The organism is Streptomyces sp. NPDC048603 (assembly GCF_043199475.1).
Taxonomy (GTDB): Bacteria; Actinomycetota; Actinomycetes; order Streptomycetales; family Streptomycetaceae; genus Streptomyces.
In genome coordinates, this window is record NZ_JBICVY010000012.1 from 92,655 (window position 1) to 106,615 (window position 13,961).

General features: G+C 72.1%; 17 protein-coding genes. 1 reads left to right on the forward strand and 16 read right to left on the reverse strand.

Annotated features, from left to right (window positions below; genetic code table 11):
* Positions 1–116: 116 nt before the first annotated feature.
* Complete coding sequence (gene tsf, locus ACGFQ9_RS28450; protein WP_393577687.1) at positions 117–953, reverse strand: translation elongation factor Ts; 837 nt, start codon at positions 951–953, stop codon at positions 117–119.
* A 138-nt stretch (positions 954–1,091) separates the two neighbouring features.
* Complete coding sequence (gene rpsB, locus ACGFQ9_RS28455; protein WP_393577689.1) at positions 1,092–1,973, reverse strand: 30S ribosomal protein S2; 882 nt, start codon at positions 1,971–1,973, stop codon at positions 1,092–1,094.
* Positions 1,974–2,254: 281 nt separating this feature from the next.
* Here rpsB and ACGFQ9_RS28460 point away from each other — a divergent pair, with 281 nt between their 5' ends.
* A complete protein-coding gene (locus ACGFQ9_RS28460; RefSeq protein WP_393577690.1) occupies positions 2,255–2,821 on the forward strand; it encodes a M23 family metallopeptidase in 567 nt (188 codons plus the stop codon).
* On the opposite strand, the gene ACGFQ9_RS28465 is transcribed toward ACGFQ9_RS28460, so the two are convergent.
* The 14 genes from ACGFQ9_RS28465 to rimM form a co-directional block, all read right to left on the reverse strand.
* Entirely contained in the window at positions 2,775–3,314 is a 540-nt protein-coding gene (locus tag ACGFQ9_RS28465) for a TetR/AcrR family transcriptional regulator (protein WP_393577882.1), read from the reverse strand. The two genes, ACGFQ9_RS28460 and ACGFQ9_RS28465, sit on opposite strands and share 47 nt — an antisense overlap.
* Before the next feature lie 70 nt (positions 3,315–3,384).
* Positions 3,385–4,221 (reverse strand): RNA polymerase sigma factor WhiG, encoded by an 837-nt coding sequence (gene whiG, locus ACGFQ9_RS28470; protein WP_393577692.1) that lies wholly within the window; start codon positions 4,219–4,221, stop codon positions 3,385–3,387.
* A 209-nt stretch (positions 4,222–4,430) separates the two neighbouring features.
* Entirely contained in the window at positions 4,431–5,603 is a 1,173-nt protein-coding gene (dprA, locus tag ACGFQ9_RS28475; protein WP_393577693.1) for a DNA-processing protein DprA, read from the reverse strand.
* Complete coding sequence (locus ACGFQ9_RS28480; RefSeq protein ID WP_393577694.1) at positions 5,603–7,219, reverse strand: YifB family Mg chelatase-like AAA ATPase; 1,617 nt, start codon at positions 7,217–7,219, stop codon at positions 5,603–5,605. Before ACGFQ9_RS28480 ends, dprA begins: the two co-directional genes overlap by 1 nt.
* Positions 7,219–7,581, reverse strand: a complete 363-nt coding sequence (locus ACGFQ9_RS28485; protein WP_393577695.1) for a YraN family protein — start codon at positions 7,579–7,581, stop codon at positions 7,219–7,221. The genes ACGFQ9_RS28480 and ACGFQ9_RS28485 overlap by 1 nt, the downstream gene beginning before the upstream one ends.
* Positions 7,582–7,712: 131 nt before the next feature.
* Positions 7,713–8,021, reverse strand: coding sequence for a DUF2469 domain-containing protein (locus tag ACGFQ9_RS28490; protein WP_008737534.1), 309 nt, complete (start codon positions 8,019–8,021; stop codon positions 7,713–7,715).
* 55 nt (positions 8,022–8,076) lie between these two features.
* Positions 8,077–8,571, reverse strand: coding sequence for an NUDIX hydrolase (locus tag ACGFQ9_RS28495; RefSeq protein WP_393577697.1), 495 nt, complete (start codon positions 8,569–8,571; stop codon positions 8,077–8,079).
* Entirely contained in the window at positions 8,561–9,322 is a 762-nt protein-coding gene (gene lepB, locus ACGFQ9_RS28500; protein WP_393577699.1) for a signal peptidase I, read from the reverse strand. Before lepB (ACGFQ9_RS28500) ends, ACGFQ9_RS28495 begins: the two co-directional genes overlap by 11 nt.
* Positions 9,323–9,364: 42 nt before the next feature.
* Entirely contained in the window at positions 9,365–10,264 is a 900-nt protein-coding gene (gene lepB / locus ACGFQ9_RS28505; RefSeq protein ID WP_393577700.1) for a signal peptidase I, read from the reverse strand.
* Positions 10,265–10,377: 113 nt separating this feature from the next.
* Complete coding sequence (lepB, locus tag ACGFQ9_RS28510; protein ID WP_393577702.1) at positions 10,378–11,184, reverse strand: signal peptidase I; 807 nt, start codon at positions 11,182–11,184, stop codon at positions 10,378–10,380.
* Entirely contained in the window at positions 11,177–11,899 is a 723-nt protein-coding gene (lepB, locus tag ACGFQ9_RS28515) for a signal peptidase I (protein ID WP_393577703.1), read from the reverse strand. Before lepB (ACGFQ9_RS28515) ends, lepB (ACGFQ9_RS28510) begins: the two co-directional genes overlap by 8 nt.
* Before the next feature lie 42 nt (positions 11,900–11,941).
* A complete protein-coding gene (gene rplS / locus ACGFQ9_RS28520) occupies positions 11,942–12,292 on the reverse strand; it encodes a 50S ribosomal protein L19 (RefSeq protein ID WP_393577704.1) in 351 nt (116 codons plus the stop codon).
* Positions 12,293–12,424: 132 nt separating this feature from the next.
* Complete coding sequence (gene trmD / locus ACGFQ9_RS28525) at positions 12,425–13,246, reverse strand: tRNA (guanosine(37)-N1)-methyltransferase TrmD (protein ID WP_393577884.1); 822 nt, start codon at positions 13,244–13,246, stop codon at positions 12,425–12,427.
* A 14-nt stretch (positions 13,247–13,260) separates the two neighbouring features.
* A complete protein-coding gene (gene rimM, locus ACGFQ9_RS28530; RefSeq protein ID WP_393577705.1) occupies positions 13,261–13,815 on the reverse strand; it encodes a ribosome maturation factor RimM in 555 nt (184 codons plus the stop codon).
* Positions 13,816–13,961: the final 146 nt, after the last annotated feature.

The following is a 13,961-nucleotide window of genomic DNA, read 5'->3' on the forward strand; positions in this document are numbered from 1 at the left end:
TTGCGGTTCCCTGTGCGGCAATGGCCTCCTCGTCAGATCTGCGGTCGTCCTGCGCGAGCGCGGCCGACTGCTTCAGACCCTATCGGGGTCCGGGTGTCCGTCGCGTACGGACGGACTCAGATGCCGACCTTGATGCGCGAGAAGCGCTTCAGGGTGACACCGGCCTCGTCCAGGATCTGCTGAACGGTCTTCTTGTTGTCCAGCGCGTACGGCTGGCCGAGGAGGGTGGCCTCCTTGAAGAAGCCGTTGACCCGACCCTCGACGATCTTCGGGAGCGCGGCCTCGGGCTTGCCCTCGGCGCGGGTGGTCTCCTCGGCGACGCGGCGCTCGGTCTCGACGACCTCGGCCGGGACGTCCTCCTTGGAGAGGTACTTCGGGGCGAACGCGGCGATGTGCTGCGCGATGCCCTTGGCGACGTCACCCTCGGCCTTGTCCAGCTCGACCAGGACACCGATCTGCGGGGGCAGGTCGGGCATGGTGCGGTGCATGTAGGCGAAGACGAAGCCGTCGGCGAACTGCGCGAAGCGGTCCAGGACGATCTTCTCGCCGAGGTTGGCGTTGGCCTCGTCCACGAACGCCTGGACGGTCTTGCCGGCCTCGATCTCGGAGGCGAGCAGGGCCTCGATGTCCGCCGGGTTGGTCTTGGCGACGTGCTCGGCGATGTCGGCGGCGACGGTCTGGAACTTCTCGCCCTTGGCGACGAAGTCCGTCTCGCACTTCAGCTCGACCAGGACACCGGAGGTGTTGTCGCCGGCGATGAGGGAGACGACGGCACCGTTCTCGGCGGAACGGCCCTCGCGCTTGGCGACGCCCTTCTGGCCCTTGATGCGCAGCGCCTCGACGGCCTTGTCGACGTTGCCCTCGGCCTCGTCCAGAGCCTTCTTGCAGTCCATCATGCCGGCGCCGGTGAGCTCGCGGAGCTTCTTGACGTCAGCGGCGGTGTAGTTCGCCATGAGTCTGTGATTCTCTCTCGAAGTCGTAGATCTACGGGTGAACGGCGGGGGCCGGTGCTCTGGTGCGCACCGTCCCCCGTCGTCATCGTCCGTGCTGAGAGTGCCCGGCGGATGAACGCCGGGCCTCTCTCAGTGGGATCAGGCCTGCTCGGCGTCCGCGGCCGGGGCCTCGGCGGCGGGGGCCTCAGCGGCCGGAGCCTCGGCGGCGGGGGCCTCGGCGGCCGGAGCCTCGTCGGCCTTCTTCTCGCCCTCGAGCAGGTCGCGCTCCCACTCGGCGAGCGGCTCGCCGGCAGCCTTGTCGCCCGGCTTCGAGTCACCGGCGGCAACGCCGGAACGGGCGATGAGGCCCTCGGCGACGGCGTCGGCGATCACGCGGGTGAGCAGGGTGACGGAGCGGATCGCGTCGTCGTTGCCCGGGATCTTGTAGTCGACCTCGTCGGGGTCGCAGTTGGTGTCGAGGATCGCGACGACCGGGATGTGGAGCTTGCGCGCCTCACCGACGGCGATGTGCTCCTTCTTGGTGTCGACGATCCAGACGGCGCTCGGCACCTTCTGCATCTCGCGGATACCGCCGAGGGTCTTCTCCAGCTTGGCCTTCTCGCGGGAGAGGACCAGGAGCTCCTTCTTGGTGAGGCCGGAGGCGGCCACGTCCTCGAAGTCGATCGCCTCGAGCTCCTTCAGACGCTGAAGGCGCTTGTAGACGGTGGAGAAGTTGGTGAGCATGCCACCGAGCCAGCGCTGGTTGACGTACGGCATGCCAACGCGGGTCGCCTGCTCGGCGATGGCCTCCTGGGCCTGCTTCTTGGTACCCACGAACATGATGGAGCCGCCGTGCGCGACGGTCTCCTTGACGAACTCGTAGGCGCGGTCGATGTACGACAGCGACTGGAGCAGGTCGATGATGTAGATGCCGTTGCGCTCGGTGAAGATGAAGCGCTTCATCTTCGGGTTCCAGCGACGGGTCTGGTGACCGAAGTGGACGCCGCTCTCCAGCAGCTCCCGCATCGTGACGACGGCCATGGCCGTATCTCCTTGGATTCTCGGTTTCATTCCTGACGCCCCGGCGCGTCCTGCCCCCGTCGAAGGGGACCGAGGGACGCTGCCGCCAGACCGTAGGACCGGTCGGCGCTGGGGCGTGCGAAGTCGACCCGGTGACCCGGATCGCCACAAGAAGTGTACGGGACCCGGCGCGGTGCCGGGTGACGCCCTCCCCGGACACGTCCGGGGGTACCTCCTGTCCACAGCGGCCCCGTCGCCCACAGGCCGGAGCGCGCGGGCCGGATGCGCGGGACCCTGCGGGCATGACCGCACTGCTGCCGATCTTCCTGCTGGGTCTTCTGCCGGCCCTGTTCGCCCCGCTGCCGGCCCCCGCGCCGACGCCCGCCGCCGTCCGGCCGCCGCAGGAGGCGCGGTACACCCGTCCGCTGCCCGCGCCGCTGGAGGTGGCGCGGTGGTGGGATCCGCCGCCCACGCCGTACGCGGCCGGGCACCGCGGGGTGGACCTGGCCGCCCCGGTGGGTGCGGAGGTACGGGCGGTGGGTCCGGGCCGGGTCCATTACGCCGGACAGGTGGCCGGCCGCGGGGTGCTGTCGCTCACCCTCCCGGGGGGTCTGCGCACCACGTTCGAACCGGTCCGCCCGCTGGTCTCCGCGGGCGAGCCGGTGCGGGCCGGGCAGGTGGTGGCGGTCCTGGACGCGGGGAACCACTGCCCGGTGTCCTGCCTGCACTGGGGTCTGCTCTCCGGGGAGGACTACCTCAACCCGCTGGCCCTGGTCCCGCGGGCCTCGCCCCGGCTGCTCCCGCAGGCCGCGGTGCCCGGGCTCAGCCCCGGACGCCGCGCAGCGCCATGGCCACGGCGGCCTCGGTGACCTCGGCGGGTTCCTCGGCGGCACCGAGCTCGATCCGGCGGACGGCGGCGTCCACGACTCCCTGCAGCAGCATCGCGGCGAGCCGGGGCTGGTCGTGACCGAGTGCACCGAGCGCCTCGACGATCATCGCCACCAGGCCGCCGTGCGCCGCGCGGATCTTCTCCCGGGCACCGGCGTCCAGCTCGCTCGCCGAGATCGCCACCACGGCCCGGTGCCGCCGGTCCCCGACCAGGGCCAGCTGCTGCCGGACGTACGCCTCGACCTTGGCCTCGGGGGTGTCCGCGGCCTCCATGGCCGCTTCGATCTCGGCCGCCCAGACCGGGAAGTCCACGGCGCAGAGTTCTTCGACCACGGCCGCGCGGGAGCGGAAGTACTCGTAGACGGAGGACCGGGCGAGGCCGGTCCGCTCGGCGAGGGCGGGGAAGGTCAGGGCCTCCGTACCGCCCTCGGACAGCAGGGATCGGGCGGCGTCCAGCAGGGCGCCGCGCTGCATCGTCCGGTGCTCGGCCACGGAGGCCGCTCGAATCCTGGGCACGTCTCCACTCTACGGAGGCACCGCAAGGTCACCGGCCGACATCCGCCAGCTTCGCCCGCAGTTGCAGCACGGACTTGGTGTGGATCTGACTGACCCTGGACTCGGTGACGCCGAGCACGTGGCCGATCTCGGCCAGGGTGAGCCCCTCGTAGTAGTAGAGGGTCACCACCGTCTTCTCCCGTTCGGGCAGGGTGTTGATGGCCCGGGCGAGCAGCCGGCGCAGCTCCCGGTCCTCGGCCACCTCGACCGGGTTGTCGGCGGCGGTGTCCTCCAGGGTGTCCATCAGGGTGAGCCGCTCGCCGCCCTCGCCGCCGCCGTGCAGCATCTCTTCCAGGGCGACCATGTTGGCCAGCGACAACTGGCTGAAGACGGAGTGCAGTTCCTCCACCGTGATGCCCATCTCGGCGGCCACTTCCGCCTCGGTGGGGGTGCGCCTGAGCTGTGCCTCCAGGGTGGCGTAGGCCCGTTCGACGGCACGTGCCTTCTGGCGCACGGAGCGCGGGATCCAGTCCAGGGCACGCAGTTCGTCGATCATCGCGCCGCGGATGCGGGTGATCGCGTACGTCTCGAACTTGATGGCCCGGTCGATGTCGAACTTCTCGATGGCGTCGATCAGCCCGAAGACCCCGGAGGAGACGAAGTCCGCCTGCTCGACGTTGGGCGGGAGGCCGACGCTGACCCGGCCGGCCACGTACTTCACCAGCGGCGAGTAGTGCAGGATCAGCTGCTCCCGCAGGCGCTCGTCGCCCGAGTCCTTGTAGGAGCGCCACAGCGCGTCCAGGGACGAGGGCGCGGTGGACCGCTCGCTGCCGCGGGCAGCGGGGGGTGCCGCAGCGCGGTCAGACCCTGAGGTGTGCTGGGGCATGGGTCGCCTTTGTCGGGGCCGGATTCCTTGGGAGCGTAGCGTGACTGAACAGTCGCGGTGCGCGAAGAGTACGGGATCGTATGACGGCCCAGGCGCCCCCGGTGACGCGCGGGTGGTCCGGGACCGGCGCCTCGCGCACGGTCCCGGCGACTGCCACCGGGAAGACCGCGTCTCTCATCGGCTTCACTCTTTCACCGGAACGCCCCAGGTCAACGGTCGCCTCGCCGGGCGCCACCGGTTCGAGTGGCCGCACCGGCCGCGGATCCGGTCAACCTCCATCCGTCGCCCTGCCGTTCGACGAACCCCAGAGAGTGAAGTTCGTACAGTCTGCCGATGACTTCATCGGTGCCGGTGCCGGCGGAGAACGCCACCTCCTCGGTGCGGGCGGGCCGTCCGGCCGGGAGCGCCTCCAGCACCCGGGCGGTCTCCGCCGGGAGCAGGTCACGGGGGAGCACCGGCCCTCGGCGCTCGGGGGCCAGCTCGCCGATGCCACCGACGAGTTCGACGACTTCGTCGGCGTCCGTGACCAGGGCCGCCTCGCCGCGCAGCAGCTCGTGCACGCCGGCGGAGAGCCCGCTGGTGGCGGGACCGGGCACGCCCATGGTGAGCCGGCCCAGCCGCTGGGCGCGGCGGGCGGTGACGAGGGAGCCGCTCCGGTGGGCGGCCTCGACGACCACGGTGCCGCGGGTCAGGGCGGCGATGACCCGGTTCCGCAGGACGAACCGGCTGCGGGTGGGGTGGCTGCCGGGCGGCAGCTCGCCGACCAGCAGGCCCTGTCCGGCGATCCGGCCGAGCAGCCCGGCGTGCCCGGGCGGATAGTGCGTGTCCACCCCGCAGGCCAGGACGGCCGCGGTGGCCCCGCCGACGGCGAGCGCGCCACGGTGGGCGGCCCCGTCGATCCCGTAGGCGGCACCGGAGACCACCACCCAGCCGCGTTCGGCGAGTCCGGCGGCAAGGGTCTGTGCCATGTGCGTGCCGTACGGGGTGCAGGCGCGGGCGCCGACCAGGGCGACCGACCGGAGCGCCCAGACCCGCAGGTCCGGCCGGCCGCGCAGCCACAGCCCGAGGGGGCGGGCGTCCCCGAGGTCGTCGAGCTGGCTGGGCCACTCCGGGGCGCCGGGCCACACGAAGCGGCCGCCCAGGGCCGCGATGGCCGCCAGGTCCCGCTCCGGCTCCGCCCGGGCGGCCCGCTCCCGGTACCCGGCGAGCCGCCCGGCCCCCACTCCGTCGAGCTCCCCGCACTCCCCCGGCCCCCCGGTCAGCCGCCGTATCACCCCCTCCGCGCCATACCGCCGCAACCAGCGCCCCCCGTGCTCGTCCCCCGGCTCCAACACCCGCGTGAGCGCCGCCCTGGCCAACTGTTCATCCCGGTCCTCGGCCATCACGGGCCCCCCGGTACGAGCGTCGCGCCGCGGGCGATGCCCGTGCGGAGTTCCAGGGCGACCGCCACGTCCACGGCGTCGGGGCGGTCCTTGCCGGACAGGTCGGCAACGGTCCAGGCGACGCGGAGCACCCGGTCCAGGCCGCGGGCGGTGAGCAGCCCCCGCTCCAGGTCGCGCTCCGCCTGGGCGAGTGCTCCCGCTCCGGGCTGCCAGCGGGTCCGCAGCTCGTGCCCGGGGATCTCGCCGTTGAGGCTCCAGGGCGTGTCCTCCAGCCGGGCCGCCGCCCGCGCCCTGGCCTCCGCCACCCGTGCCGCGACGGTCTCGCTGGACTCGCCGCGTCCGCCCCGCCCGAGCAGATCGGACCGGCTGACGGGCTCCACCTCGACCCGCAGGTCCACCCGGTCGAGCAGCGGGCCGGAGAGCCGGGCCTGGTAGCGGCGGACCGCGGTCGGCGGGCACTCGCAGCCGGTGCCGTGCACCGTGTGGCGGCCGCAGGGACAGGGGTTGGAGGCGAGGACCATCAGGAACCTCGCGGGCAGCCGCACCACCCCGGCCGCCCGGGCGACGACCACTTCGCCCGACTCCAGCGGCTGCCGCAGCGCGTCCAGCGCCTTGGTGCCGAACTCCGGTGCTTCGTCGAGGAACAGCACGCCCCGGTGGGCCAGGGAGACCGCGCCGGGCCGCGGCAGCCCGCTCCCGCCGCCCACCAGCGACTGCATGGTCGCCGAGTGGTGCGGGGCGCAGTACGGCACCTCGTGCACGAGCGGATCACCGGGCGGGAGAAGTCCGGCGACCGAGTGGACGGCGGTGACCTCCAGGGCCTCCTGCCGGGTGAGGACCGGCATGATCCCCGGAAGGCGTTCCGCCAGCATGGTCTTGCCGGCCCCGGGCGGGCCGGTCAGGAACACGTGGTGGCCGCCGGCGGCGGCCACCTCCAGTGCCCGCCGGGCCGCCCGCTGCCCGGCCACGTCCGCCAGGTCGGGCACCCCGGTCCGGCCACCGGTGCCGATTCCCGCGCCGACGGCCACGCCCGGCACCATCAGGCCCGCGCGCATCGGGTCGGGGCGGTCCGGTGGGTGCGGGGGGTCCTCGTCCGGGATCTCGCCGCCGGTGAGTACGGCGATCAGCTGGCGGAGGCTGCGGACGCCGAGCACCGAGACGTCGGGGACGAGGGCGGCCTCGCCCGCGCACTGCTCCGGGACGACCACCTGGCGGTAGCCGGCCTCCGCCGCGGCCAGGACGGCCGGGAGGACGCCCCGGACCGGGCGGGCCCTGCCGTCCAGGCCCAGTTCGCCGACGATGACGAGGTCGGCGATGGCGGCCGGGTCGATCCGTTCCGCCGCGCCCAGCACCGCCGTGGCGATGGCCATGTCGAAGCCGGAGCCGGACTTCGGCACGGAGGCCGGGCTCAGGCCCACGGTGAGCTTCTTCTGGGGCCATTCCGCGCCGGAGTTCACCACCGCCGCCCGGACCCGGTCCCGGCTCTCGAACAGGGTCTTGTCGGGCAGCCCGACGAGCGTGAAGGCGGCGATTCCCGGTTCCAGGTCGGCCTGGACCTCGACCAGCACGCCCTCGACACCGACCGGCGCCACCGAGCAGGTCCGCGCGAAGCCCATCACGCCACCCCCCTGACGTGCTCCACGACCGGCGCGCCCCGGCGCGGCAGGACCACCCCGACCAGGTCGATCCGCACCCCGCCCGGGGGCGGTCCGCCGTGGTCCGCGATCCAGCGCCCGGCGAGCATCCGCAGCCGGTCGGCCTTGCCGCGTCCGACCGCCGCCATCGGGTGTTCGAACGGACCGGCCCGGCGCGTCTTGACCTCGCAGACCACCAGCGCGTCGCCGTCCCGGGCGACGATGTCGATCTCCCCGCCGGGCCCGGACCGCCAGTTCCGCGCGATCACCCTCATCCCGGCCTCGGTCAGCCGCCGCGCGGCCAGGTCCTCGCCGTACCTGCCCAGTGCCCCTCGTGCGTCCATCGCGCACCACCTCCGGGACCGACGGTCCCGCACCGGTGCGCACCTCGTGGATCTCGGTGGACAACCAGGGGCCTGTGGACGATCCGCTCACCCACAAGGGTGGGATCAGCCGCTTGGGTCAGCAGCCCCGCTCAGCTGCCGGGGAGCTCCAGGTCCGTCTTGTTGAGCTCCTCGATGTTCACGTCCTTGAAGGTCAGTACCCGTACCTGCTTCACGAACCGGGCCGGCCGGTACATGTCCCAGACCCACGCATCGGCCATCGAGACCTCGAAGAACACCTCGCCCTGGACCGAGTGCACCTGCATCTCGTAGTCGTTGGTGAGGTAGAACCGGCGTTCCGTCTCGATCACGTACTTGAACAGCCCGACGACGTCGCGGTACTCCCGATAGAGCTTCAGCTCCATCTCGGTCTCGTACTTCTCGAGGTCCTCGGCGCTCATGGCATGTTCCCCTTCAGCCGTGCGTCCCCCTATTGTGCGCCAGCCCTGCGCGCCCCTAAACGATTTCGGGGTCCAGGACCACCGGCGCGGCCGGGGGACCGTCGTCGAGCAGTGCGCGGAACAGCTCGGCGAGTCTGGTCGGGTACACCGTCTCACGTGCGGCGAGAAGTTCCTCGGAGGTCCACCATCTCGCCCCGGTGACACTTCGTCGTTCCAGCTCGGTGAGGGCGGCCGGGGCGGTCGCCGTCTGCGTGGTCCGAGCCAGGAAGTACCACTCGTCCTGTTCCCAGCGCCGCCCGTCGAAGGGGAAGGAGCAGTACCGGTGCCAGAGCACCGGGCCGAGCTCCACGTCGGTGATCCCGGTCTCCTCCGCCAGCTCGCGCAGCGCGGCCTGCGCCCGGGTCTCTCCGGGCTCCAGACCGCCGCCCGGGGTGAACCACCAGTCGTCCGCCGGATCGGCCGGCTCGAAGCCGTGCAGCAGCAGGATCCGGTCCGCGGGGTCCAGCAGGATCAGCCGCGAGACCTTGCGCGGGCCCGGTTCAGCGGACACCGGCCGGCTCCCGCCGTGCCCTGCCGAAGCGCCGCGCGACGGGCCCGTACGCCGATCCCGCGAGCACCAGCCCCGCACCGACCAGCGCGGCGGTCACCTGGAGCCCGAGCGGGCCGGGAGAGGAGATCCCTCCGGGCAGCCCCGCGTACGTCCCCGGGCGGTCCAGCATCGCCGGCGAGGGCCAGGCCCGGGCGTCCACGCGGGCGGTGACCGCGGAGAGGTCCACCATGCCCTGTCCGGCGTCCTGGAGGTGGGCCCGGGAGTCCAGCGAGGCCGCTCGCCGGTCGCCGAGCAGGAACAGCTTGCCCTTGGGGACCGTCACCTCGAACGGCGTGTCCGAGGCGAGGCCCGAGCGGCGCCCGGAGCCGTCGGCCTTGACGTCGTCGATGTACGGCTCGTCCAGTTCCTTGCCGTCCACGGTCAGCCGTCCGCCCTGGTCACAGCAGCGCACGGTGTCGCCGCCGATGCCGACGACCCGCTTGACCATGGGCGCGTTGCTCCACACGGAATCAGTGAAGATCACCACGTCGCCGCGGCGCACCTCGCCGCCGCCGATCCGTTCGGCGAGCACCCGGTCCCCCGGCCGCACCGTCGGCATCATCGAGTCGGTGGGCACCGTGTAGGGCTGGTAGACCAGCGCACCCCACACGAATCCGCCCAGGAAGAGGGCAAAGCCGATGGCCACGGCCAGCCCCGACAGTATGTTGCCGAGGCGGCCGCGGCCACCCGTCCCACGTGCTGCTTCGCCCATCCCAGCGCCCCCCACCTCGGAGATCGTCGACTGGGCGGCAATCTACCCGGCGGTACGCCCCCCGGTCAGCACCCGCCTGCGCCACATCACCAGCGGTACCGCACCCGCCACGCCCAGTCCGGCCGGAGCCAGCCCGAGCGCGGCCGCCGCGGCCTGGTCGCCGATGCCCGGCTGGTCGAAGGTGTCCGGCACCGGCAGGGTGGCCCAGCGGGTCACCGGCCAGGCCACGACCACGGCCCGTCCGACGACCTTGTCGTTCGGAACGAAGCCCTTGGTCTCGTCGTCCATGTGCCACCGGGAGTCATAGGAGTTCTGCCGGTGGTCACCCATGACCCAGATGTGGTCCTTCGGCACCTTCAGCGGGCCGAACGGCTTGTCGTCGCACGCGGTGTTGCCGGGGAAGACGTACGGCTCGTCGAGCACCTTCCCGTTGACCTTGACCGGCCCGCCCTTCGCACACTCCACCGTGTCGCCGCCGACCGCGATGACCCGCTTGATCAGGTCCTTCTCGTCGGCCGAGGGCATCAGGCCGATCCAGCCGAGCACCCTCTGGAAGACGTTGGGGTTCGGGGTCGCCTCACCGGCCAGCCATTCCGCCGGGTCGTTGAAGACCACGACCTCGCCCCGCTCCGGCTCCGAGCCGAACCACGGGGTCAGCTTGTCCACGAGCACCCGGTCCCCGCGCTGCAGGGTGTTCTGCATCGAGTCGGAGGGGATCGAGAACGCCTGCACCAGGAAGGTCTTGATCAGCAGGGCCAGGACCAGGGCGATGCCGATGAGGAGGGGCAGCTCCTTCCAGAAGGAGCGCTGCGGGCTCTCGGCGGCCTCGTCGTCCCCTGCGGTCTCGCCCGCACCGGCGACGGCGTCCTCCGGCTGCTCGGCCGCCGGCCGCTCGGGCCGCTCCTCGGGCTCATCGCGTCCGGAACGTGCCCCTACTGCCACATCCCCCACTTCCACTCCTCACTTCGATACGCCCGCCCGCGCCGGAACTGACGCGGGCCCTCCACTCCCCTAACGAGCGGGAGTTCCCCAAGGATCGGGAGACGGAGGACACACTATGCGACGGGCCTGTGCCTCCTGCGTCCCCGGCGCGCGGGATCGGGCACCGCGGCGAAGACGGCGGGCTTGTCCAGGCTGCCCCAGTGGGCCGACGGCCAGGCGATCACGAAGGCCCGGCCGACCACGCCCTCCTCGGAGACGGTGCCCTGGAACTGCTCGTCCAAGTGGTAGCGGGAGTCCGCCGAGTTGGCGCGGTGGTCGCCCATGACGAACAGCCGGCCCTCCGGGACCTTCACCTCGAACCTGATGTCGGAGGGCGCGTTCCCGCTCATCACGTACGGCTCATCGATGGACACGCCGTTGACGCTGACCCGCCCCTTGGCGTCACAGCACTTGACGGTGTCCCCGCCGACCCCGATGACCCTCTTGATCAGGTCCTGCTCGCCGGATGCGGGCAGCAGGCCGATGAAGGCCAGCGCCTGCTTGAGCTGTTTGACACCGACCGGGTCGGGGGCGGGCCGCGTCTCGTCCCTGAGCCAGCCGCCGGGGTCCCTGAAGACGACGACGTCGCCGCGCTCGGACTTGGCCCCGAACCACGGGGTCAGCTTGTCCACCAGCACCCGGTCGCCGATCCGGATGGTCTGCTCCATCGAGCCGGACGGGATGAAGAACGCCTGCACCAGGAAGGTCTTCAGGAGCAGCGCGATGCAGAGCGCCACCGCCACCAGCAGCGGCAGCTCACCGGCCCGCCGGGTCCGCCGGCGCCGTTTGGTCCTCCGGGCCAGCCGGCGGCGCTCGGCGCGCCCGCCGAGCCGCTCCAGCTCGGCGTCCCGCTGGCGCCGTGAACGCCCGCGGCTACCCACCCGTACCGCCGGGGCCGCCGGGGCTGCCCCAGCGGGTCAGCGGCCAGCCGATCCAGTCGGCCCGCCCGATCACCTTGTCCACCGGCACCATCCCGCCGCCCGGTGAACCGAGGTGGTCGCGGGAGTCCCGGGACTGGGACCGGTGGTCGCCCATCACCCACAGGGTGCCGAGCGGCACCACGATCCGGAACGGAACCGTCGAGGGGACGTCCCCGGGGTAGAGGTAGGGCTCGTCGACCACCGTCCCGTTGACCTTGATCCGGCCGCGGTCGTCGCAGCAGACCACGTCGTCGCCGCCCACGCCCACCACCCGCTTCACGAAGTCCGTGTCGGCCGGCTCGGCCAGCCCGAGGGCCGCGGCCGCGCCGCGCAGTGCCTCGCCGACCGGATCGCCCTCCGGCCGTTCCTGCACGAAGGAACCGGTTCCGTCGAAGACCACCACGTCGCCCCGGCGGGGTTCCCCGCCGAAACGGTACGCCAGCTTGTTGACCAGTACCCGGTCCCCGACGCGCAGGGTCGGCTCCATCGACCGGCTGGGGATCAGGAAGGGCTGCAGTACGAAGTTGCTGAAGAGCAGCACGCCGATGGTCAGGGCGACACCGGCCAGCCCGGCCCGCCGCCAGGTCAGCAGCCCGGAAAACGCGAAGCGCGACCGCTCCGCCCCCTCGTCGGGGGAAGAGTGGCCGCGCTGCGTGACTCGTGGTTCGGTGTCCATCGGGAGGAGCCTATCCGGCCTCTCCCGGGGCCCGGCACGAGATCAGTTGTCGCGCTTCTCCTTGATCTTCGCGGCCTTGCCACGGAGCTCACGGAGGTAGTACAGCTTCGCGCGGCGGACGTCACCGCGGGTGACCAGCTCGATCTTCTCGAAGATCGGGGAGTTCACCGGGAAGGTGCGCTCGACGCCGACGGAGAAGGAGACCTTGCGGACGGTGAAGGTCTCGGAGACGCCGGAGCCCTGGCGGCGGATGACGACGCCCTTGAACTGCTGGATACGGGAGCGGTTGCCCTCGATGACGCGGACGTGCACGTTGATCGTGTCACCCGGGCGGAAGGCCGGGACGTCCGAGCGCAGGGAGGCGGCGTTCAGGCCGTCGAGGAGAGAAGACATGTTCTTCGTCTGCTTTCTTCGCACGACGCCACAGGCCGCCGTGCGGGTTTCCGTAGAGAATTCGGGAGCTGTGCCACCCGGCAGGCGACTGTCCCCCTGTGGCAGGGGCGCACGCGGGCGTACAGCAGCCGCCTATTCTTCCACGGCCTGCGGCCTGCGCCAAAATCGGCCGTCGGGGGCGGGGGACCAGCCCAGGATGCTGAGGGTCTCCCGGTCCTTCTTGTCGAAGGCCGTGGCCTCGGTGCGCTCGATGAGGTCCGGGCGGTTCTGTGCGGTGCGGGCGAACGCCTCGTCCCGGCGCCAGCGCGCGATCTTCCCGTGGTGACCGCTGAGCAGCACGTCGGGGATGCCGCGGCCGCGCCACACCGGCGGCTTGGTGTAGACGGGGCCCTCCAGGAGGTTCGCCATCTCGCCGGGCGCGAAGGAGTCGTCCCGGTGCGATTCGGCGTTGCCCAGGACACCGGGGAGCAGCCGGGCCACCGCCTCGGTGATCACCAGGACGGCGGCCTCGCCGCCGGCCAGGACGTAGTCGCCGATGGAGACCTCGTAGACCGGCATGCGGGTGGCGTACTCGTCCATGACCCGGCGGTCGATGCCCTCGTACCGGGCCGGGGCGAAGATCAGCCAGGGCCGCTCGGAGAGCTCGACGGCGAGTTCCTGGGTGAAGGGCCGGCCGCTGGGCGTGGGGACGACCATGGCCGGGCCGTGGGCACCGGCCTCGTACCCGGCGGCGACGGCGTCGTCCAGGCAGTCGCCCCACGGCTCGGTCTTCATGACCATGCCGGGGCCGCCGCCGTAGGGGGTGTCGTCGACCGTGTGGTGCCGGTCGTACGTCCAGTTCCGCAGGTCGTGGACGTGTACGTCGAGCCGGCCGCGGGCGGCCGCCTTGCCGACCAGCGAGACGTTGAGCGGTTCCAGGTACTCGGGGAAGATCGTGACCACGTCCACCCGCAGGGAATCCAGCCGCATCAGGACTCGCCCTCCGCGGCCTCGCGGGCGGAGGCGATCTCGGCACGGTCGTCGATCAGGCCCGGCGGCGGGTCGATCACGGCCCGCTGCTCCTCCAGGTCGATCTCGGTGACGATCTCCTCCACGAAGGGGATCATCACCTCGCTGCCGTCCTCCCGCTCCACGATGAACAGGTCCTGCGAGGGCAGGTGGGAGATCTCGGTGATCCGGCCGATCACGGTGCCGTCGGCGAGGACCACGTCCAGGTCCATCAGCTGGTGGTCGTAGTACTCGTCCTCCTCCTCCGGCAGCTCGGAGGGGTCGACCTCGGCGATCAGCAGCGTGTTGCGCAGTGCCTCGGCGGCGGTGCGGTCCTTCACGCCCTCGAAGCGGAGGAGCAGCCGGCCGCTGTGCACCCGGCCGGTCTCGATGGTGAGGGGTCCGGCCGACGCGGGCTCGGTGTGGAGCACGGCACCGGGGGAGAGCCGGAGTTCCGGCTCGTCGGTGCGCACTTCGACGGTGACCTCGCCCTTGATGCCGTGGGCGCGGCCGATCCTGGCGACTACGAGCTGCACGCTGTTACTCCCTCTGTGCGGCCAACCCGCCGCCGCTTTCGCGGAGGTGGTGCCTCTCCGTCGTGGTTACTCGATTGATGGTTGCTCTGAGCCGTCGTTGGATTCGGCTCGGGCCGAGGCCAAAACGACACAGGCCGGGGTGGGCA

Bases quoted from the DNA above. Each gene is read 5' to 3' on its own strand.
- tsf (WP_393577687.1), bottom strand. From the start codon at position 953: ATGGCGAACTACACCGCCGCTGACGTCAAGAAGCTCCGCGAGCTCACC.
- rpsB (WP_393577689.1), bottom strand. From the start codon at position 1,973: ATGGCCGTCGTCACGATGCGGGAGCTGCTGGAGAGCGGCGTCCACTTC.
- ACGFQ9_RS28460 (WP_393577690.1), top strand. From the start codon at position 2,255: ATGACCGCACTGCTGCCGATCTTCCTGCTGGGTCTTCTGCCGGCCCTG.
- ACGFQ9_RS28465 (WP_393577882.1), bottom strand. From the start codon at position 3,314: ATGCAGCGCGGCGCCCTGCTGGACGCCGCCCGATCCCTGCTGTCCGAG.
- whiG (WP_393577692.1), bottom strand. From the start codon at position 4,221: ATGCCCCAGCACACCTCAGGGTCTGACCGCGCTGCGGCACCCCCCGCT.
- dprA (WP_393577693.1), bottom strand. From the start codon at position 5,603: ATGGCCGAGGACCGGGATGAACAGTTGGCCAGGGCGGCGCTCACGCGG.
- ACGFQ9_RS28480 (WP_393577694.1), bottom strand. From the start codon at position 7,219: ATGGGCTTCGCGCGGACCTGCTCGGTGGCGCCGGTCGGTGTCGAGGGC.
- ACGFQ9_RS28485 (WP_393577695.1), bottom strand. From the start codon at position 7,581: ATGGACGCACGAGGGGCACTGGGCAGGTACGGCGAGGACCTGGCCGCG.
- ACGFQ9_RS28490 (WP_008737534.1), bottom strand. From the start codon at position 8,021: ATGAGCGCCGAGGACCTCGAGAAGTACGAGACCGAGATGGAGCTGAAG.
- lepB (WP_393577699.1), bottom strand. From the start codon at position 9,322: ATGGGCGAAGCAGCACGTGGGACGGGTGGCCGCGGCCGCCTCGGCAAC.
- lepB (WP_393577703.1), bottom strand. From the start codon at position 11,899: ATGGACACCGAACCACGAGTCACGCAGCGCGGCCACTCTTCCCCCGAC.
- rplS (WP_393577704.1), bottom strand. From the start codon at position 12,292: ATGTCTTCTCTCCTCGACGGCCTGAACGCCGCCTCCCTGCGCTCGGAC.